This is a genomic window from Flavobacterium collinsii (assembly GCF_946903285.1).
Lineage (GTDB): Bacteria > Bacteroidota > Bacteroidia > Flavobacteriales > Flavobacteriaceae > Flavobacterium > Flavobacterium collinsii.
This window is the reverse complement of the sequence record NZ_OX336425.1, coordinates 5,109,774-5,130,234: the sequence shown is the minus strand read 5'-3', so window position 1 is coordinate 5,130,234 and position 20,461 is coordinate 5,109,774. Positions and strand designations below refer to the sequence as shown.

The 20,461-nt window shown below is 33.0% G+C and carries 16 protein-coding genes and 1 tRNA gene; 10 read left to right on the top strand and 7 right to left on the bottom strand.

Annotated features, from left to right (window positions below; genetic code table 11):
• Positions 1-19 precede the first annotated feature (19 nt).
• The 4 genes from OGZ34_RS20565 to OGZ34_RS20550 form a co-directional block, all read right to left on the bottom strand.
• Positions 20-2,410 (bottom strand): 3-hydroxyacyl-CoA dehydrogenase/enoyl-CoA hydratase family protein, encoded by a 2,391-nt coding sequence (locus tag OGZ34_RS20565; protein ID WP_173967817.1) that lies wholly within the window; start codon positions 2,408-2,410, stop codon positions 20-22.
• A 56-nt stretch (positions 2,411-2,466) separates the two neighbouring features.
• Complete coding sequence (locus tag OGZ34_RS20560) at positions 2,467-2,925, bottom strand: MarR family winged helix-turn-helix transcriptional regulator (protein WP_173967818.1); 459 nt, start codon at positions 2,923-2,925, stop codon at positions 2,467-2,469.
• A 221-nt stretch (positions 2,926-3,146) separates the two neighbouring features.
• Entirely contained in the window at positions 3,147-4,184 is a 1,038-nt protein-coding gene (locus OGZ34_RS20555) for a helix-turn-helix transcriptional regulator (RefSeq protein WP_263361560.1), read from the bottom strand.
• A 149-nt stretch (positions 4,185-4,333) separates the two neighbouring features.
• Positions 4,334-4,948, bottom strand: a complete 615-nt coding sequence (locus OGZ34_RS20550; protein WP_263361559.1) for an HD domain-containing protein — start codon at positions 4,946-4,948, stop codon at positions 4,334-4,336.
• 454 nt (positions 4,949-5,402) lie between these two features.
• On the opposite strand from OGZ34_RS20550, the gene OGZ34_RS20545 reads away from it, so the two are divergent.
• From OGZ34_RS20545 to OGZ34_RS20510, 8 genes are all read left to right on the top strand, one after another.
• Positions 5,403-5,520 (top strand) — tRNA-OTHER (locus OGZ34_RS20545).
• 241 nt (positions 5,521-5,761) lie between these two features.
• Positions 5,762-8,002 (top strand): hypothetical protein, encoded by a 2,241-nt coding sequence (locus OGZ34_RS20540; RefSeq protein ID WP_263361558.1) that lies wholly within the window; start codon positions 5,762-5,764, stop codon positions 8,000-8,002.
• Between the two features lie 55 nt (positions 8,003-8,057).
• Positions 8,058-8,597, top strand: a complete 540-nt coding sequence (locus tag OGZ34_RS20535; RefSeq protein ID WP_263361557.1) for a hypothetical protein — start codon at positions 8,058-8,060, stop codon at positions 8,595-8,597.
• Positions 8,598-8,918: 321 nt separating this feature from the next.
• Complete coding sequence (locus tag OGZ34_RS20530; protein ID WP_263361556.1) at positions 8,919-9,935, top strand: T4 RnlA family RNA ligase; 1,017 nt, start codon at positions 8,919-8,921, stop codon at positions 9,933-9,935.
• Between the two features lie 71 nt (positions 9,936-10,006).
• On the top strand, positions 10,007-11,284 hold the full coding sequence (locus OGZ34_RS20525; protein WP_263361555.1) for a hypothetical protein: 1,278 nt from the start codon (positions 10,007-10,009) through the stop codon (positions 11,282-11,284).
• Positions 11,285-11,287: 3 nt separating this feature from the next.
• Positions 11,288-12,472, top strand: coding sequence for a hypothetical protein (locus OGZ34_RS20520; RefSeq protein ID WP_263361554.1), 1,185 nt, complete (start codon positions 11,288-11,290; stop codon positions 12,470-12,472).
• 13 nt (positions 12,473-12,485) lie between these two features.
• Positions 12,486-13,385, top strand: a complete 900-nt coding sequence (locus tag OGZ34_RS20515) for a phosphatase domain-containing protein (protein WP_263361553.1) — start codon at positions 12,486-12,488, stop codon at positions 13,383-13,385.
• A 640-nt stretch (positions 13,386-14,025) separates the two neighbouring features.
• Entirely contained in the window at positions 14,026-14,823 is a 798-nt protein-coding gene (locus tag OGZ34_RS20510) for a TatD family hydrolase (RefSeq protein ID WP_263361552.1), read from the top strand.
• A 2-nt stretch (positions 14,824-14,825) separates the two neighbouring features.
• On the opposite strand, the gene OGZ34_RS20505 is transcribed toward OGZ34_RS20510, so the two are convergent.
• Both OGZ34_RS20505 and OGZ34_RS20500 read right to left on the bottom strand, forming a co-directional pair.
• On the bottom strand, positions 14,826-16,523 hold the full coding sequence (locus tag OGZ34_RS20505; RefSeq protein ID WP_263361551.1) for an AAA family ATPase: 1,698 nt from the start codon (positions 16,521-16,523) through the stop codon (positions 14,826-14,828).
• Positions 16,520-17,491 carry a BT4734/BF3469 family protein gene (locus OGZ34_RS20500; RefSeq protein ID WP_263361550.1) on the bottom strand — a complete coding sequence of 324 codons (972 nt, stop codon included), beginning with the start codon at positions 17,489-17,491 and terminating at the stop codon, positions 16,520-16,522. Before OGZ34_RS20500 ends, OGZ34_RS20505 begins: the two co-directional genes overlap by 4 nt.
• A gap of 301 nt (positions 17,492-17,792) precedes the next feature.
• Between OGZ34_RS20500 and OGZ34_RS20495 the strand changes: the two genes are divergently transcribed.
• Positions 17,793-19,478: a reverse transcriptase domain-containing protein gene (locus tag OGZ34_RS20495; protein ID WP_263361549.1), complete on the top strand. Its 1,686-nt coding sequence runs from the start codon at positions 17,793-17,795 to the stop codon at positions 19,476-19,478.
• 122 nt (positions 19,479-19,600) lie between these two features.
• On the opposite strand, the gene OGZ34_RS20490 is transcribed toward OGZ34_RS20495, so the two are convergent.
• Entirely contained in the window at positions 19,601-19,999 is a 399-nt protein-coding gene (locus tag OGZ34_RS20490; protein WP_263361548.1) for a helix-turn-helix domain-containing protein, read from the bottom strand.
• A gap of 180 nt (positions 20,000-20,179) precedes the next feature.
• On the opposite strand from OGZ34_RS20490, the gene OGZ34_RS20485 reads away from it, so the two are divergent.
• A complete protein-coding gene (locus tag OGZ34_RS20485; protein WP_263361547.1) occupies positions 20,180-20,317 on the top strand; it encodes a hypothetical protein in 138 nt (45 codons plus the stop codon).
• The last annotated feature ends 144 nt before the right edge of the window (positions 20,318-20,461 follow it).

The window sequence follows — 20,461 nt, the reverse complement described above, 5'->3', positions numbered from 1 at the left end:
GCATCTTTCTTCTACTTTTCTAGTTACGAAGCGGTTTTCCTTTAGTCAACATGTATTGAATTCTTTCCAGAGTTTTTCTTTCTGTACATAAGCTCAAGAAAGCTTCACGTTCGATATCTAATAAATATTGTTCAGATACTAAAGTCGCTTCAGATAAATCACCACCAGCCATTACATAAGCCAGTTTGTTAGCGATTTTTTTATCGTGCTCAGAAATGTATTTTCCTGCTTCCATCTGATCTGTTCCAACTAAGAACATACCCAAAGCTTGTTTCCCTAATACTTTAACATCAGTTCTTCTGATTGGTTGTGTATAACCAGCTTCTGCCATTAACAAAGCGTGTTTTTTAGCTTCTGCAATCTGACGATCTTTGTTAACTACGATAACGTCTTTTCCATGTTGTAAAAGTCCGGTATCAAAAGCCTCATAACCAGAAGTCGAAACTTTAGCCATTGCGATGGTTAAGAAATATTCTTGAAGAACGTTTAATTCCACGTCGTTTTTGCGGAATAGGTCTGAAGCTCTCAAAGCCATTTCTTTAGATCCACCACCACCTGGAAGTACACCTACACCAAATTCAACTAATCCCATGTATGTTTCAGCAGCAGCAACTACTTTATCAGCATGTAAGCTCATTTCGCATCCACCACCAAAAGTCATTCCGTGAGGCGCTACTATAACTGGAATTGAAGAGTAACGAACGCGCATCATAGTGTCCTGGAACAATTTGATCGCCATGTTTAATTCGTCATATTCCTGCTCAACCGCCATCATGAAGATCATTCCGATATTAGCTCCAACAGAGAAATTCGCTGCTTGATTACCAATAACTAAACCTTGGTATTCTTTTTCAGATAAGTCGATTGCTTTATTGATGGCCTGAAGTACGTCTCCACCAATTGTATTCATTTTAGATTGGAATTCTAAGTTCAAAATTCCATCTCCTAAATCTTCAATGATTGCACCACTATTGCTCCAAACTTTTTTGCTTTCGCGAATGTTGTTTAGGATAATGAATGAATCTTGTCCAGGAACTTTAGCTTGTGATTTTGTTGGAATGTTATAGAAATAAGTGGCTCCTTCTTTTACAGAGTAGAAACTTTCGCTTCCTGAAGCTAACATTTCAGTAACCCACGCAGCTGGAGCTAAACCTTCAGCTTTCATGATTTCAATTCCATTGGCAACACCAATAGCATCCCAAATTTCGAATGGACCATTTTCCCATCCAAAACCAGCTTTCATGGCATCATCAATTTTGTATAATTCGTCTGATATTTCAGGAATTCTGTTTGAAACGTAAGCAAACATTCCGGCGAAACTCTTACGGTAGAATTCTCCTGCTTTGTCTTTTCCTTTTACTAAAACTTTAAAACGGTTGATTGGTTTATCGATTGTTTTTGTAAGTTCAAGTGTAGCGAAGTTTGCTTTTTTAGCAGCACGGTATTCTAATGTATCTAAGTCTAAAGAAAGAATATCTTTATCTACTTTTTTGTAAAAACCTTGTCCTGTTTTACTACCCAACCAGTTATTTTCCATCATTTTGTTGATGAAATCAGGAAGTTTGAACAATTCGTGTTGTTCGTCTGTTGGGCAGTTTTCATAAATACCGTTGGCAACGTGTACCAAAGTATCTAAACCAACAACGTCAACCGTACGGAAAGTAGCCGATTTTGGACGACCAATTACAGGACCAGTCAATTTATCAACTTCTTCAATTGTTAATCCCATTTCTTTTACCAAGTGGAATAAACTCTGGATCCCGTAAATACCAATTCTGTTTCCAATAAACGCTGGAGTATCTTTAGCAACAACAGATGTTTTTCCTAAGAATTTAGATCCGTATTCGTTTAAGAAATCCAATACTTCAGTTGAAGTTTTTGGACCAGGAATAATTTCAAATAATTTTAAGTAACGCGCAGGGTTAAAAAAGTGTGTTCCGCAGAAGTGTTGTTGGAAATCTTCGCTTCTTCCTTCACTCATAAAATGAATTGGAATACCAGATGTATTTGATGTAACCAAAGTTCCCGGTTTACGGAATTTTTCGATTTGTTCGAATACTAGTTTTTTAATATCCAAACGCTCCACAACAACTTCAATAATCCAATCAACATTGGCAATTTTTGCCATATCATCGGTCGTATTTCCAGTCGTAATTCTGTTTGCGAATTTCTGACTGTAAATCGGAGATGGTTTTGATTTTAATGAATTCGCCAAGTGCTCGTTTACTACTCGGTTGCGAACAGCTTTACTTTCAAGCGTTAATCCTTTTTTGGCTTCAGCTTCTGTCAACTCGCGTGGTACGATGTCAAGAAGTAAAACTTCAACACCAATATTGGCAAAATGGCAAGCTATTCCTGAACCCATAATTCCGGATCCAATTACAGCAACTTTTTTAATTGTGCGTTTCATAAGTCGTTAATATTTGTTTTTGTTTTTTGAATTTGAAATTTCCCTATTGACTAAGGTTATTCATTTCCTATTTTGTCTGTTTGATTAAATATGTTTTTATCCTGAATTAATTCGTTTATGATTTCAGAAACTTCGATAAAATGTTTTAGTTTCTCGTCAGAAACATGTTTTCTTACCGTTTCATTAAATTTCAAAACTGTATTCTTAGATAAATCTCTTTTTTCTTTTCCAAATTCGGTCAGGTAGATCAAAACACCACGACCGTCTGTTGGGTTTTTTTTGCGAACAATCAAACCTTTGTCTTCCATTGATTTTAATGTTCGGGTTAGGCTTGTGGCTTCCATGCCCATTCTTGGTCCCAAAGCTGTCGATGGGGTTCCTTCTTCTTTATCTATACTCAAAAGGGCAAACCCGGTGGCCATTGTGGCATCGTATTTAGCAGCCTCTTCGTTGTACATTCTTGATACAGCTTGCCATGTAGCACGCAAAATATAATCTATTGTTTTCTCTTTCATATGTAACTATATCGATTTCAAATATAATCAAAAAATACTATGCACGCATATAATTTTTTCATATTTTTTTGGTTAGTTAAAAAATTCCCTTGATTTATAGGGGTTTATGGTTTAATTTTAATTGAAATATACTATTCTTTTTTGATGTTTTAACAAAATTTATGCTGTAAAAATTGTTTTATGGTTTTAAATTGGGATAAAATTCTACATTTTGTAAAAAATTATGGCTTTAATTCAATAGAATTTGCTTGTTCATATCGCGAAATTGCCTTTCCGAGTATTGTTTTCATCCTGTTTCGAAGGTTTTCGGGTTTGAGGACTTCAATGCCGTTACCAAAGCCCAGCAGTATACGCTCCATTTCGTAATTTGGGGTGATGAACAAATGAACGATAATGCTTTTGTCTTCATTTTCTTTAATCAGTCGCTGCGTTTGATGCAGGGGTTTGGTTAAAACATAAGGCGCGTTGATTTCATCAATCCAGAGTTCAATCTTTCGAGGATGAGATCCGGTGTTTACTGTAACACCAATTACGTTTTTGTAAAAAAGTTCCGCATCAAAGTCTTCGTCTAAATAAGGCAGATTAAAATCATAATCAATAGCAATAATTCTGTCCAGCGCCAAATTGGTAATTGGTTGTGAACCTTTTTTCTTTCCTACCAAAAACCATCGGTTGTTGAACTCTTTTAAAATAAAGGGATGAAAATGAAATTTGTTTTCCTCCCGGGATTTAAACGATTTATAGGTAATGACCAGAGCTACTTTTTTGATAATGGCCTGATAAATCTCATCCAGATAATGAAGTCCTTTTAGTTTTTCATTTTTGTCGAGATAGATAACAGGCTTGGTATGTGATTTTTCGGCGTAGATTTTATCCTCCAAACGCTGTAGAATATCCGACACATCATTAAAGAGTGAGAAATCTTTAAACTGCTTTAACATCGAGACGGTCTCGGTGAGGACGTTCATATCTGTTTCTGTTAACGGAATGTCGGTTATGGTGAATTCGTCGTCTTCATATTTATAGTACTTTTTATCATATACTACAATTGGGGCATTGTACCCCAGTTTCTCACTTCGCATGAGCTGAATATCCATTTGTATGGTTCGCTTGCTGATGGGGTTTGCACGGCCTTCATATTCAAACAAAGCATCGGAGCAGCATTCGATTAGATCGTCTAAAGTCCATTGCCGGTATCTGTTTTGGAGGCATTTGTCAATGGTTTTGTACCGAATTAAGGCGTTTTTGTTTTGTGACATAGTTTGTTTTTTTGCTCGCAAAGTCGCGAAGGCGCAAAGTTTTTTGTTTTTTTAAGCCAGAGATTAAAGGATTAAAATGACAAACTGTGCGTTTAATTAATTACTTTAAATAAAACTTTGCGACTTCGCGTCTTTGCGAGATTCAATTTTTAGCTTAATAACTTTATCTCTTTTTCAATATTAAATCTGGCTTTTTCCTCATACAAATCTCTGAACTCATCCGTTTGAAAAATAAACTCGTTTTCCAGAAAATGTTTCAATGCTTTGGCACGTCCGGGATTGTAGAGGAAGTCAGGATAAATACGGTATTCTTTTCTAATTTGTTCAAAATAGATTTTATAATCTTCCCAATCTTTAGCCAGAATCTTCAAATCAAAATCGATTAACCGGTTAATGTCTTCAATTGTATTATGCGCATGGAGCTGTGTGGCACAGATTGCATCAAAAATGAATTGTTTATTAAGGTTGATATTTTCGGGAAGAATTGACAAAGCGAACTCGGCACTTTTCAGTTCATTGTCTTTTCTGGAAGAAGAGTAAACAATATCATGATAAAAAATGGAGAACAATACTTCATTCGGATTTTCAAGTTTATTCCGATAGACCTCAAAGCTCTCAATCATTTCTTTTAAATGCGTGAGATTGTGATAATGCCTTGATTTTTTAGAATATGCCTTTTCTAAATTCATCCAGTTTTGCTGAATTTCATTTAATGGAAAGCCAATGTTCAAGAGTAATTCAGAATAGATTTTCTCTAAATTCATATGGTATTTTTTATTTAAATCTAATGAGAAGCTCTGTAAGAGCTGAATATTTATTGCCAAATTTTAACACAGAATCAAAAGCTCCAGCGGAGCGATACCTTTATTTTTTTTCATTGATAGAATATGTCACCTCGCTGGGGCTCTTCAAATGCATCTGAAAAAATCTACAAATATGTCGTCCCTCTGGGACTTATACTTTTGTAATCTGAAAAAACTATAGTTATAACGTCCCTCTGGGACTTACACACTTTTTTAAAATTAATATTTACTCAAATATAAAATTCTTTTTTCTACTGCGCAAAATAATTGCGTAGTGGTTTTGAAATCTTTGCTCAGGAAATAAGAACAGACGTTCATTGAAATAAAAATTGAGTTAATACGGTCAAGTTTAAGTTACTTCGAAAAACTTTCCACGTACACACTTACACCATTACCGGTTAACACAATTTATTATGAGGCAGTAGCTCAGCGGTTAGAGCAGGTAGTTTTGAAATTATCACCAAAAGGTCAATCAAAACTTACTTCGTACACTTTTAATGTCCGGGTCGTGGGTTCGAATCCCATCTGCTTCACTATTCAGGGTCAATTCAAACTTACTTCAGAACATTGGTATTTCCGGTTCGAGTCCGGCAAGTTTCAAAATTATCAGGAATAAAAAAGAGGGTCAAGATTAACTTACTTCCTGGCGGAAACGCCTCCATTTAGAAAGATTAGTTAGTCCATTACACTCCAATTTCAGGTCAAGCGTTTCTTACTTCAAATCTTTTAGGTAGAATCAGAAACGCAATTATCTAAATTTTAAAATTAAAAAAAATGAAAACAACAACATTATTAAAAATCAGTCTGCGTCAAAATGCAATTTTCATTCCATCAGAAATGATAACGAATGATGTCAAAAAATTATCAGCAACAACATCGGTTTTGACGGCCAATGTTTCAAAACTTGGTTTTACATTTTCAGAGTCTTTATTACACGCTTTAAATAATGTAAGCCCAAATTATAAAGTTGATTTTTTAGAGGTTCTGAAAGAAGTTTTAGGAACGGATAAAAACTGGACTCCTTTGGTGAAAGAATGGGATATCCCAACAGGTGAATCTGTTTTTGATCATGTGGCTACTTTTTTTGCAAATGTTTTCAAGACAAAAAACGGAACAACTTTGCAATGCGGACATATTATTCCCGATCATACTTTCCCGTTAGAAAGATACAACGGTTGTCCATTCTGTGGAACTCCGTTTGAATTTGGTAAAATCGAAAAATACGGACAAGGAAGCAAATTGAAAGTTCTTGAATTATGGACAGAAAAAGACTTAAATGATTTCTATTTATCATTATTGCAATCGAAAACGGCTTTAGATGCTACGCAGGTAGATAGTTTAAAAGCAACGATGAAATATTTGCCTTTGCCAAAAACCGATGTCGCCATGAAGGAAACGCTAATGCTTGTTATTGATCTTTTGATCGAAAATGACAAAGAAGAGGAAGCGTCACAATTTTTAAAAACACCAACGGATGTCTTAAGATATTTATGGTTTAAGAATACAGGATTACTACAAATTATCGAACCAAAAACGATTATTAAAAGAACGGCTAAAAACGCACAACATCTACATATCGGTTTAGACGCAAGTGCGCAGGCCAGAATTGCTTCTCAGAAAGATCTGAAGCTTAAATATTCCCGAAAAGAATGTTTAATGGTGGCAAATTGGCTAAATACTATGGATATAGAAGTAGAAGCAATGTGCGAAATCATGCATCCAAAAAGAGGAATGTGGGTTCGTGTGATCAGAGCGTTGCGTTTGGCTGAATACAGTAAAAGAAAAGGCTTCGAAAAATTAGCTTTTTTAATGGATGTATTCTACAACCAGGTGTATGACGTTTGGCAAAATAAGGTAAACACGTCAAGATTGAAAATGGATGCAGATAAAACATTCGCATTGCTGAAACAACGTCCGGGATTGTTTGCTCGTTCTTTATTTTCGAATATGCTTTGGTTTGGTGCTGATGAAACTGTGGCGCATTTTACGGAGATTATTGATAAAGTTCCGGCTCGTTTGGTGTTTACCTTAAATATGTATGCTCAGAATTATTTTGATAAAAACATGCAAAGAAGTGTGAAACCTTTGGGAGGAACTAACAAACGAATTGCACCAAATGCGTTGTTGAATTTGTATGATGAAGAGCAATTAGAGGCGATGAAAAATCAAATCGAAGAATTGTGCTTTTTAGCAATGAAGAAACGATTTGCTGCAATCGTAAATCCAAACAAGACTATTTATATAGATCCACAATTGTTTAATATGCCAGTTTCGATTGGAGATCGTAGCGATACTGTTCAGGATTTACCGGTGGCTTTAATGGGAACGCGTTTCCCGGTTGAAGGTAACGAAGTGCGATTGTTTATGCAGTGGGGTGCAGGTTTACCAGCGCAGCATTTAGATATGGATTTGAGTTGTCATATTGCATACGAGGAGAAATCGGATATTTGTTCGTTCAGCCGATTGACGACTACGGGTTGTCAGCATAGTGGTGATATCAGAAGTATTCCGAATAAAATTGGAACTGCGGAGTACATCAACATTAATATAGACGAATTGGCAAAAGCCAAAGCCAAATTTGTAACTTTTACTTGCAATGCGTACTGTAACGGAAGTATTACGCCAAATTTAGTTGTAGGTTGGATGAACAGCAAACACCCGATGAAAATTTCGGAGAAAACCGGTGTAGCTTACGATCCGTCGTGTGTAGATCATCAGGTTCGTGTGACGCAGAATATTGCCAAAGGTTTGGTTTTTGGAGTTCTTGATGTAGCCAAAAGAGAGATTGTTTGGTTAGAGATGACTTTTGGAGGCCAGGTCGTACAAGGTTTGGATTTTAAAGGAGTTCAGGCATTGTTGGCAAAATTGAGCAGTAAATTGAATATTGGTAGTTTGTTAAAGCTTAAAGCGGAAGCGCAGGGATTGACAATTACCGAAGATAAATTTGCCGATGAGGTTTATGATGCACAATGGGCGATAAATCCGGCTGCTGTGACACAATTATTAATTGACTAAATTTAAGCCACGGATTCATAAATGGGTTCGTGGCTTTTATTTAAAAAATAGAAAGATGATGACAATCAAAGACCTTAAATATAAAATAGAAAAGAGGCTTCAAAAAATACAACTTTACAATGACATCTATGGATTTCAAATTCAACCTGATAGTAAACTTGTAAACGGTATCAGCAGAAAAGAAATTGATCAATTGCAAATATTATTTGGATTTGATTTTCCCTTGGAATATAGAGAAATGCTTTTGCTTTTTTCTAATTTAGATAGACCAACCATTTCAATTAATCCGGAGGATGAATCAGATATAGAATATTCTGAGGATAATTTCTTTTATCAATATCCTGAAGATTACGAAAAATCGAGATGGATTATTGAGGAGCTTAATGATAATAAAATTGAAGCAGAAACTGTTTTAACCGAGGCTGGTTTTGATGTTTCAAAAATAGTAGGATACATACCAATGTATTATCATCGTGTTCTCGTGGTCTTTGAAGATAAATATCTATCGCCGGTTATTTCTGTCTGGGGTGCCGATATTATTATGTTTGGAAATAATTTGAAAGAATACTTGCGATATGAATTTTTAAATGATTAAAATCTAAGTAATACTGTCAAAAATCTTTGTCAAAGTTTCAAACTTTGACAAAGATGCTGGCAAAGATTTAAATAATATATTGAATTGCCTCCTGCTTTAGCTGGAGGTATTTATAATGGAATTAAAAAAGGCTTTAGCCAAAAAAATGAGCTTTGGCTAAAGCCTAACTAAATAAACTTTATTTTTCCTCCAGCTAAAGCAGGAGGCAATTCAAAAGAAACCTTTGTCTCTATGAACCTTTGCAACTTTGTCCCTTAAAAATAAAACTACGCAAAATGACTGCGCACTAGTTTCTGAATCTTTGTTGAAAGATAAGAACTAATGAATACAACGCTTTTAAAAGAGATGCTTTCTAAAAATTATGTAAAGGTAAACAAACACCCTAAACATGATTTATATATTTACAATTACACTCAAAATGCGCAATTCGAGAAAGTTTGGAATGAGGTGACATTAGCCTGCAGAGGTTTGATCTTAGATGAAAACGATAATGTGGTAGCAAGACCTTTTCTTAAGTTTTTCAATTTAGGCGAAATGGAAAATCAGGTGCTTCCGGATTGTACTTTTGAAGTCTATGATAAAATGGATGGTTCGTTGGGAATTTTGTATTGGATAGATGATATTCCTTTTATGGCGAGCAGAGGTTCTTTTTCGAGCGATCAGTCGGATAAGGCAAATGAAATGTTGCATGGAAAATACAGAAACTCCTGGTCGCTTCTGGATAAAGCGAAAACCTATTTGTTTGAAATTATTTATCCCGAAAACCGAATCGTTTTAGATTATGGTGCGGCAGAAGAATTGGTTTTGCTGGCGGTTATTGATACACAGTCAGGTGAAGAATTTCCGCTGGAAGATATTGGTTTTCCTGTGGTTGAAAAATTCGACGGAATCAAAGACATTCTGATTTTAAGAGAAATGGAAGTTGATAACAAAGAAGGTTTCATCATTAAATACGCAAATGATTTTAGGGTGAAAATAAAATTTGAAGAATACCTTCGTTTGCACCGAATCATCACTCAGGTTTCTAATCTGAATATTTGGGAATATCTGAAAACAAATCAGTCTATGGAAGAAATTTTGGAGCGTGTTCCCGATGAATTTTTTGATTGGGTAAAACAAACCAAAAGCGATTTAGAGAACCAATATCAGATCATCGAAAACCAATGCAAAGCAGATTTTAAAGTATTGGAATCCCGAAAAGAAACGGCTTTGTATTTTCAGACTTGTCAGTACCAGGGTGTGTTATTTGCAATGCTAAACAACAAAGACTATTCGGTGATTATCTGGAAAATGATCCGCCCAATATTTGAAAAACCGTTTAATAGAGAAGAGAAATAAAAAAATAATTTAGCTACGCAAAATAATTGCGTAGTGACAAAGATATATTTGTCAAACAAAAAATAAGCGCAATGATTATAAAACTTAAATCAGAGAATAAACACTTTTTAGATGTTCTTTATAAAAATCCAAATACAGATCAAGGTTTATACTTGAAGGAATTAAAGGACGGAATCGTAATTGGAAATGTGGTTTCTAACAACGAATACCACTGTGTTTTTTTAGATGGCAAGAACAGTTATTTACCTGAAGAAGGAAATCAAATCGATTTTCAAAGTTATTGCAGTCCGTTATTGGCTTTAAATATAGCAACTGAATTATTTAATCATTTGTATAAAGAAAATTTAGGTTTAAGTGAAACTGTAATTTCTTGGTTAGGGAAGAATTACAATGAAGTTGATACGGAGAAATGTACCATTGATGTTGCCACTTTTTTCATCGATTCGGGATGGTATAAAAATGAAAATTACCTTTTATCAAAATACATTGGCGGAATTTTACTGAAACATAAAATTGGTAATAATTACGAATTAAAGATTGAAGGGAAAACGGTTAGAGAGGCATTACAAAAATTTTCGCTTGTAGCTTTGTTTTCGCATTTTACCAATAAATATGCGGTTTATACTTATATAGACGATTACTTTATTCAAAAGCATATTACGATGTTAACTAATATTTCCGGAATTCCATATTTCGTATTTTATCTTTTTATCAAGAGAATCATGCGTTCTCCGGTACAATTCGAAAAATTTAAACCTCAGTTAGAAGCTTATTTTGATAACGAAGTACAATTTGTATTTACAGATACACATCAATCGAGAAAAGAATTTATTTGCAGTAAAATCGATTTTGATGAACCGGTTTTAGATTTTGGCTGTGGTGAATTGCAATACTATAAGATGTTACTCAAAAAGGGATTTTCGCAGGAATATTGCGCTTATGATGAGGTTGATTTTAAGCATGTCGCAGATAAAATTACTGGAATAGAAAAGAGTGATAATTTACGATGGATCGAAAACCTTGAGGAAATTAGAGGTTTTGAAGGGCAGGTTATTTTAAGCGAAGTTATTGAGCATAATTCACTAAAAGAAGCAAAAGAAATACTCGTCTGGATTCGCGATAATACCCAATTTACTCAATTATTTGTGACAACGCCGGACAAAGATTTTAATGTAAATTATGAAATGACAGAAGAATTCAGACACGACGATCATGATTTTGAACTTTCGAATGCAGAATTTATAGAATTAATCAACGAAATTTTTCCAAACCCTAAGTCATTTTATGGAGTAGGAGATTGTGTAAAAGGAATTTATCCAACAAGTGCCGTAATCATTCAAAAAAAGTAAAAAATGTTAGATTATAAAGTAAGAAATAGAATAGAGTGGTTTTGTAAAAATAAGATAAATGATTTTTCGCCAACCATTTCGCCAGCGCCAAAAAGCAAGACAAGAAACGAAATAGAAAGCATTGAAGAAGCTGTAAATTATTATGTAGAAAAAGGGGTAACTGAATTTGTGGTTCAGAAAAAATATATGGGTTCTTACTGTACCATTTATCTAAGAAGAAATCTTGAAGAAACTTATTTTGTTTCCCGAAATGGTTTTAAAATAGATCATATTGATATAGAAAAAGCGATAAGTAGTTTAAAAGATTTACACGCCAAAATGGTTATCGCTTTTCCTGATTTTGAAACGCTTTTAATTGCCTCAGAATTATTGCCATGGAAAGTTTTGGGAGCGGGATTAATCGAGAAAGAATTTATAGGATACTATGATGCTTTAAAAACACATAATGAGTATTTCAAATCTTCGGGATTAATAAAGAAAATAGAAAGTGTAAAGGAATCAGAGTTCTTTACAACCTATATTTCTGATAAAAAACAGCTTAGCAGAAAAGAATTTGGAGGTAAATACAAAACGCACATTATACGTCAATACGAAGCGTTGGCAAGTGTAAAAATTCCAGATGCAGTAAAGCAGGAAGAATCGTTACAGGTTTTTAAAGATCAGATTGATACTTTTGGTGATGAAGCCGAATTGCATTTTAAACCTTTCACGATTTTAAAAGTAGTAAAAAAGTCAGGTGAAGAAATACTACCAAATAGCAATTTGACCTATAAATTGATCAATGATGATGCTTTTCTACATTTGGAAATTACGACTTCTAATAAAGAAGAACAGTTAAAAGAGATGTATTCATTTTTCGAAAAACTGACCAATGATAACGAAGAAGGCATCATGATTAAACCGGTTAAGAATTATATTAAAAATTTACCTCCGTGTTTTAAAGTCAGAAACAACAATTATCTGACAATGATTTACGGGGTGAATTTTCATCAGGATTTTGATCATTATTTAGGCAAAAGAAGCATAAGACAAAAGTTGGAGCAGTCTGTAAATGGATGGGAAATCAATCAAAAAATGCTTCAGATTCCGTATAAAGATTTAGAAGAAGAAAATTACCTCATGTGTTTGTTGCTTTTGAAACGAATCAATAACGAAGAAATAGAAAAAACATTAGATCCACGATTATAACAAGAGTAACAAAATGAAAAAAACACCAACACTAACAATCCTTATAGGTTGTCCGGCATCGGGAAAAAGCACTTTTGCAGAGTGGAAAGTGAGAACTGAACCCAAAACGATGAGAATAAGTCGTGATGAAATCAGGTTTTCGCAATTTCAGGAAGTGATGGATCCGGCAGTTGAAAGTATGATTTCGAAAATTGTTAACGGACAAATTAAAACGTTGCTTTCAAATGGATGGAATGTTATTCTGGATACCTGCAACGTAAAATCAGAGTACATTAAACAGCCAATAGATGATTTTGCTGAAATGGCTAATATTGAGTTTAAAATGTTCGATTTACCTCTGCAGGAACTTTTTGTGAGAAACGAAAAAAGAGATCGAAAAGTACCGAAAAAAGTAATTGAAAAGATGTACCATCAATTGCAAAAAACAAAAGAGAAGTTTGATTTTAGACCGATAAAGAAAATGAATAAAAATCTCGAATACCGCGTTCAAAACCCTGCTTTGCCTAAAGCCATAATTTGCGATCTTGACGGAACACTGGCCCTAATGAACGGGCGAAATCCGTTTGATGCGAGTAAATGCGATGAGGACGAAATCAATACTCCGGTGGCGAACGTTTTAAGGAATTACAAAAAGTTGGGGTTTCAGATCTTGTTGGTTTCAGGAAGAGAAGACCGATACGAAGCGCCGACCTTGCGTTTTCTTGAAAAAAACGAAATCGAATACGATGTCCTGATCATGCGTAAAACAAAAGACAGCCGAAAAGATTCGATCATAAAAACCGAAATCTACAATGAGTCTATTAAAGATAACTATTTTGTAGAATTTGTTTTAGACGATAGAAATCAGGTTGTGGATACCTGGAGAAATGAGTTGAAATTACCTTGCTTTCAAGTGTATTATGGGGATTTTTAGGAGGAAGGTTCAGAGGTTCAGAGGGACAAAGGTTTTGGAGTAATAATTTCTCATTTTATGTCATTTCGACCTAAGGAGAAATCACAAGCGCTGTACGGAATACTGGATGTGATTTCTCCCTCTGCTCGAAATGACAAACTTTATGTAAAAATCTTTGCGCCTCCGCGTCTTTGCGAGATTAACTCTAAGCAGGTTAGCAGTAGCATGAAATTACCTTGCTTTCAAGTGTATTATGGGGATTTTTAGGAGGAAGGTTCAGAGGTTCAGAGGGACAAAGGTTTTGGAGTAATAATTTCTCATTTTGTGTCATTTCGAGCGAAGGGAGAAATCTTCGCAAGTAGCTCCGCAGCGATAGTTCAATCTTTGTCGATCTTGCAACGAAGATTTCTCCCTTCGCTCGAAATGACAAACTTTGTGTAAAAAACTTTGCGCCTCCGCGTCTTTGCGAGATTAAAAACAGAAAAAAGACTAAAAAATTACCGCCTTAGTGGCAAAAAACAAAACAAAAAGACTCAAAGAGCAAAAACCTTAGAACCTTAGCCTCTTAGAATCTTAGTAACTTTAAAAAAAATAATTGGTTCCAATGAGAAAAAAAACCTTAGCACCTTAGTGCCTCAGAACCTTAGCAACTTTAAAAAAAATGAATTACATAGATATCGGAATTAACTTAACGAATAAACAATTCCAAAACGACACAGACGATGTCGTACAAAACGCTTTAGACGCCGATGTGTCGCAAATGATACTCACGGGTACAAGTTTACGAAACAGCGAAGCTTCATTAGAAATGGCAAAACAATATCCGGGAGTATTATATTCCACTGCAGGAATACACCCGCATGATGCGAAGAGTTTTGACGAAAAAAGCATTTCAAAACTGCGGAATTTATTAAAGCAGAAACAAGTCGTTTCGGTTGGTGAGTGCGGACTCGATTTTGATCGTGACTTTTCGCCTAGAAATGTACAGGAAACCTGTTATAAAGCCCAACTCGAATTGGCCATCGAAGTTCAGAAACCTTTGTTTTTGCACGAAAGAGCTGCTTTTACAAAGTTTATGGACATTACAAAAGACTATTTACCACAATTGCCCAAAGCAGTCGTGCATTGTTTTACAGGAAGTTTGCAAGAAGTCAAAGTCTATCTCGATAACGGATTTTACTTAGGTTTTACCGGTGCGATTTCCGACAGTAAACGTTTTGATCATTTAAAAGAAGTGATTCAATACGTACCGCTGGATAGAATAATGATTGAAACCGATGCGCCGTTTATGCTTCCTAAAAATGTGCCGAACAGTCTTTTGAAGAAATACCACGAACGCCGTTGCGAACCTGCTTTTTTGCCTTTCGTTGCCGGTACCATTGCACAGTTTAAAGGAATTACTTTAGCTAAAGTGGCAGAGGAAACGACTCGAAATTCTAAAAGCTTTTTCGGGATTTAGAATTAACTCCAGATAGTATTCTTTATTTTTTCTAGTTTTTCAAATTTTAAGTGGTCAGTCGGTGAAATAATATCTCGCTGTCCTCCTAATTGTTGAAGTCTGTTTTTTAAATCTTTTAGAACTCTTTTTCCATGTCTATATCTAGAAGTATTTGCGTCATACTGACTGATACATTCGGCTGAAATTTTTCCTGGATTTATACGGTTTCCACCTGAATATTGAATTGTTAATGCTAAAGCATTTCTTGTATTAATAAATGTTTCTATTGATTTTGTTTTAGCAGAATTAGTAGATTCAATTATTGCAGAAGTAATTTGCTCTAACGTTAAATTGTTGTAAATCTTATGGATATGTTCAGGGTCTAAATAATGAGATTCAATATCAGTACCAATTGTGAAAAAAATTTCGATGCCGGCTTTATTTGCTTTTGCTTCAATTTCCTCACAAGATTTTTCATCTAAATAATCACTATCTCGATGTATAACAATATTTGTATTTGGGGCTTTTTCTTTAATAAAAGCAGCTAAAATTATTGCAGTTTCAATTTTTGAGCAACCTTCATAAGACCAAATTTGAGTTTCTTCTAAATTGAAACCATTTACATCTAAAAGATTTTCTAAAATTTCCGTTTTGCTGTCTTCTGTAAAAACTACACATTTTACATTTCCATTTAAAACGTCACCTTTGTCTAGTGCTCCTATTTCAAGTAATACACTAACAAAATCGTAAGCTTCATTTTTAATTTCACCATTTGATATCCAATTTATCTTTGCATATTCACGAAAAGAATCTAATAGATGACGGGAATGAGTACTTATTATAATTTGAAAGTTGAGGCGAAGTGTAATTTCATTTAATTTTTCTGCGAGGACACGTTGATTACTAGGGTGTAAATGACTATCTGGTTCATCAAGAATTAATATTTTGGGATTGTAAAGATGTATATAAGAAAGTACTTGAATTATTTGTAAAACACCTGTCCCAAATGAATCAATTGGGAATATGATATTTTTATCAGATTTAATAAAAACATTTAAATATTCATCTTTTAATTTATTAAAAGATATTAAAATATCTAATTTCGGGAAAATATCTTTAAAATCTATTAGAAATGCATTCCATTTTACAGAATCTTGGTATAATAACCATAGCACATTTCTAAAAACGTTATTAGCATCTCCTTTAGCAGCCATTCTTCTGACTAAGCCTTCGCTTTTAAGTTCTTCAAAAGGAGGTATTCCTGATAGTCCAGGAACGTAAATGGAATATGGATTTTCTAAATCTCGAATTGGTTCTCCTAAGGATTTTCCTTCTATTTCAGTCAATAAGTTTTTATTTCTTCCTTTTCTTAGTACGAAAGTTGCACTATCAGTGCTTCCAGATTCTTGAAATTTGACACTAATACCTTTTCCTTTGTCTTGACTTAATGAACCGCCATAACCTAATGCATAAACATCACGTACAGGAGAGTAAATAATCTGATTAGTTGTTAGTGAGGTTGATAGCTTATTGCTTTTCCATTTAGTCTTCCCAAATTCTTCTAAGGAAGTTGTTTGAGCGATTGCAACTGCAAATTGAATACTTTGGAGAATTGAGCTCTTCCCTGCATTATTAGATCCAACAAGTATATTAATGTTTTCTAATTTTAATTCAATTTTTTTAACATTTTTAAATCTTTCAATTGTAATGTTATCAATCATTTTTTAATTGGTTTTAATACAAATCCATTTTCTTTGGCTAGGAAAATTATAGTTGCAAATGTTATTATTTCGTTTGAATTTATTTTTCTATTATTATAACAATTTTGTAATAATATAATTGACTTTTCTTCATTGTGCTTTTGTAAATCTAGTCTACATAAACTCAGAAAATATTTTTCGCCAACATCATAACTAAAGGAGTAAGATATACCTAATGCTACGTTTACCCAAGAATTATAATTGCTTGTAATTGATAGATTCTTTTTTATTAAATATTCTATTATTTTTTTCATTATAAATCGATCACTTTTTTTATTAAGTCCCTCAGTTGCATAAGCACTTTTTGTCAAAGTAACAGGTTTTAGTACTGTGGTTTTTTTGTTTTTTTCAATTTTAGAATCTATAATATTAGAATATATTTCTGAGCTAGGATTGTAATATATATTTTCATCCCAAGATGAAAAACATAATCTAGAAATATCTTTCCCACTTTTATCAAGAATAATTTGATAATTTTCTAAAAAATACAATTCTAAAGAATTAAAGATTAACTTGTGTTTATCAATAGAACTATTAATTCTTATTAGACATTTAAGACCTTTACCAGATGGTGAGTCCCATAATGAAAGTATATATTTATCATTTGAAAGGACTTTTTTTATATTGAAAAATTCCTCTTGTGTAAGATCATCTATATCCAAAATCATTAAATTATTATATTCAACAATTTCACTTGTCTTCCTGCCGTTGAATTCTCCACAAAAAGTTACAGCGGGTAAAGTGCTTTTTAGTTTAGTGTAGAGTTCCTTATCACCTTGTTTTAATGCTTCTCTACAATCTGTAACTTTACTTTTGTAAGTACCATTTTTTATATGATTTAGTTCTTCAAACATTGTTATGTTTGAATATTCTTTAGTAGCTTTTAAACTATTAAACTTTGTGACCTTTATTGTTGAAAGTTTTTTCATATATAATTTCAAAAATACATATATTTGTTGAAAGCGTAGCTAGACAGTGCAGAAATGCATTATATTTTGCAGGGGGTTAGTATTCCACTAACTAGGATAAAACCGAAAAATCCAACGAGTCCAATGGGTCCTGACATTTTTTTTACTTTGACTCAAATTTATGTATCACCTATTATATTACTACAGTCTACGCTTTTAATTTTAAAAAATGAATTATATTTCTTTTTTTTCAACCGAGAACATAATACGTATCTTATGTAAGTACAGGGCGAAGGCTGCCAATAAAAGACATGAAAAACATATGATGAGAGATATAAGTTTGCACGTAAGTACAAATAAAATCTTAAGCTCAGAAAATAATGAAGAATTTCAAATATTACAAGATTTTTTTCCTAAAAGAAGGCAGTGGATTCAACTTAATGAATCAGAAAGAAAGTCATGTAATAGCAGTATTAAAATTAATGAATTAAGGCTTTATAAATCATATATAAAAACTAAAGAAAATATCAAAGAAGGAAAAATAGACGCTCCTGAGTGGTATTTGAATCTTTTAGATTATGTGGAAAAAATTCAACTTATTATAATAAATGTTGAAAATTCAGATTATGTGATGAGTAAGCCACAAATAAGAGGAATAAAGAAAAAAATTAAAAAAAAAGTTCTTATTTGCCGCCCTATTGCTTTATATGATATAACAGATAAGATAATTTGCTCTTTAACTGCAAAATATCTGACACAATTTTTTGAACATTTGTTTTTAGATTGTTCTTATGCATTTAGGGCTAAAAATAACAATAATGATATACCAACTCATCATGACTGTATACAAGCAATATTAGATAATCGCAAAAAAGAGAAAGATTTATGGGTAGCAGAATGTGATATTCAGAAATTTTTTGATACCGTGCAACATGAATACTTATTAAAAATTTTTGATAATTTATCCTTACGCATTGAATCAGAAAAAAATATTGTTTTAGATAATAAAGCTAAAATTATTTTCAAGCTATTTCTAGATTCGTTTTCATTTCAAGAAAATATTTTATCACTGAACAGTGACCCTCAATGGTTTAACTCTAGAGGGCTTCCAAATGGAAATTTTGATTGGGTTGAAAAAGAGTTAAATGATAAATTTGGAGACAGTTACACGTCAAAATATATTCTAGGAGTACCTCAAGGAAATGCAATATCGTGTTTTATTTCAAATTTGATTTTACATAATGTCGATGAAAAGGTGTTAGAAAGTCAATCAGATGTTTTTTATTTAAGATATTGCGATGATATGGTTTTAATGCATAAAAATAATAATACTTGTCGTCAAAATTTAGATGTTTTTATGACTGCATTGCATGAAAATTTTCTTCTCTATCATAATCCTAAAAAAACTTTAAATTATAAAGAAAGAAAAAATAGTTTAGAGTTTTGGGATAATAAATCCAAAGAACCTTTTTATTGGGGAAATAAACATTTAGATGAAAATAATATTCCATGGGTCTCCTTTGTAGGATATCAAGTTAATTTTTATGGAAAAATTAGAGTAAGAAAAGCTACTCTTAGGAAAGAAACGAAAAAACAAACTGAAACTTCACAAAAAGTATTGAAAGCTTTAGGAAAGCTAAGAGAGAGTGATGTTATTGAAGAAAAGAATTCAAGAAAATCTATTAATCAACTGGTCTCAACTCTACAACAAAAATTAATTTCGATGTCGGTTGGAAGAGTTAATATATTAAATCATAAAAACCCACAAAGCCAAGCTTTATGCTGGACAAATGGTTTTAAAAAATTATCAACAAACAAAATAACAAGTACACAATTAAAGTATTTAGATAGAAGAAGAAGAATTCAATTAAAGCGTATACCATTTGAATTAAGAGAAATAAAAAAGAGGCTTGTCAAAAAGGATACAAATCAACCAAAAACTTTAGATGAAATATCATTTAAAGGAGGTGCTTTTAGTTATTATAATTTTTTAAAGCATAAAAAATAGATTGGAATTAATTATAGAAAGTCATTAGTGCTATCAGTTCTTACAATAAAAACTTTCTGCTAAATTTATCAACTTCTGAAAACTTCAATAATATATATAAAACATCCTCGTTATCAAGAATATTACTTCAATTTCATCAACTTCTCTAAATATTCCACCTTATCTTTTTCAGCCTGAACCAAACGTTCGTAAAGTTCTACCACTTTATCAAGAGCATTGAATGTGCAATTATTAAAAGGGCCGTTTACTTGACCATGATTAGCACTATTATCGTAAAAATTATTAAAGAAATTAAAAACAGATTCTTCTGTAAAATTTTCAATAGCTTCTACTGTTACGCCAAGTGCTTTTGCAATTTGTACCAATTTTTCGAAATCAACAGTTTCGCTGGTTTCAATGTTGGAAATAGTCTGCTGGCTTGTGCCAATGGCATCTGCAAGTGCTCCTTGTTTCATTCCGCGAAGTTCTCTGATACGGCTGATATTTCGGCCAATATTTCTGGGTCTGGTTTCTGTGCTCATAATTCAAAGATATTTAATTTTTTTGATAAAAACAGTGATCCGTAAAATACAAGGCTAATTGGTAATGTACTTTCGGGTGTCTTTTTATTTGTTGTAAATATATTCTTTTTCTTACTTTTATAAAAGCAGTATTTGTCGCATAAATCGTAAAGTAGATTATTTAAAAGTATGAATTACAAAATGTCATTTAAGGAAAGAGCAGAATTGGGTATGAAAATATTAGCGAAGCAGAAGCCTGTTACTTTAGAACAGGCCAGAGCGCAAGCAAAATGGCTTAGTGAAATCAGTGTTACAAAAGAAAAGAGGAAAAGAATCTAAAAAGAAACTTTTAAACTTCATTACAATCCACGAAGAATTGTATTCTTAAAAAATAAAACTCAAGGCAGATTTTTACTACAAAATCAGGTGTTTATACGGGGTCTCAAAACCGACATTAGTTTTAAATTTGAAGTACGTTGCTGA

Excerpts from the sequence above, each read along its gene's own strand:
- OGZ34_RS20565 (WP_173967817.1), bottom strand. The coding sequence starts at position 2,410 with ATGAAACGCACAATTAAAAAAGTTGCTGTAATTGGATCCGGAATTATG.
- OGZ34_RS20560 (WP_173967818.1), bottom strand. The coding sequence starts at position 2,925 with ATGAAAGAGAAAACAATAGATTATATTTTGCGTGCTACATGGCAAGCT.
- OGZ34_RS20555 (WP_263361560.1), bottom strand. The coding sequence starts at position 4,184 with ATGTCACAAAACAAAAACGCCTTAATTCGGTACAAAACCATTGACAAA.
- OGZ34_RS20550 (WP_263361559.1), bottom strand. The coding sequence starts at position 4,948 with ATGAATTTAGAGAAAATCTATTCTGAATTACTCTTGAACATTGGCTTT.
- OGZ34_RS20540 (WP_263361558.1), top strand. The coding sequence starts at position 5,762 with ATGAAAACAACAACATTATTAAAAATCAGTCTGCGTCAAAATGCAATT.
- OGZ34_RS20535 (WP_263361557.1), top strand. The coding sequence starts at position 8,058 with ATGATGACAATCAAAGACCTTAAATATAAAATAGAAAAGAGGCTTCAA.
- OGZ34_RS20530 (WP_263361556.1), top strand. The coding sequence starts at position 8,919 with ATGAATACAACGCTTTTAAAAGAGATGCTTTCTAAAAATTATGTAAAG.
- OGZ34_RS20525 (WP_263361555.1), top strand. The coding sequence starts at position 10,007 with ATGATTATAAAACTTAAATCAGAGAATAAACACTTTTTAGATGTTCTT.
- OGZ34_RS20520 (WP_263361554.1), top strand. The coding sequence starts at position 11,288 with ATGTTAGATTATAAAGTAAGAAATAGAATAGAGTGGTTTTGTAAAAAT.
- OGZ34_RS20515 (WP_263361553.1), top strand. The coding sequence starts at position 12,486 with ATGAAAAAAACACCAACACTAACAATCCTTATAGGTTGTCCGGCATCG.
- OGZ34_RS20510 (WP_263361552.1), top strand. The coding sequence starts at position 14,026 with ATGAATTACATAGATATCGGAATTAACTTAACGAATAAACAATTCCAA.
- OGZ34_RS20505 (WP_263361551.1), bottom strand. The coding sequence starts at position 16,523 with ATGATTGATAACATTACAATTGAAAGATTTAAAAATGTTAAAAAAATT.
- OGZ34_RS20500 (WP_263361550.1), bottom strand. The coding sequence starts at position 17,491 with ATGAAAAAACTTTCAACAATAAAGGTCACAAAGTTTAATAGTTTAAAA.
- OGZ34_RS20495 (WP_263361549.1), top strand. The coding sequence starts at position 17,793 with ATGATGAGAGATATAAGTTTGCACGTAAGTACAAATAAAATCTTAAGC.
- OGZ34_RS20490 (WP_263361548.1), bottom strand. The coding sequence starts at position 19,999 with ATGAGCACAGAAACCAGACCCAGAAATATTGGCCGAAATATCAGCCGT.
- OGZ34_RS20485 (WP_263361547.1), top strand. The coding sequence starts at position 20,180 with ATGTCATTTAAGGAAAGAGCAGAATTGGGTATGAAAATATTAGCGAAG.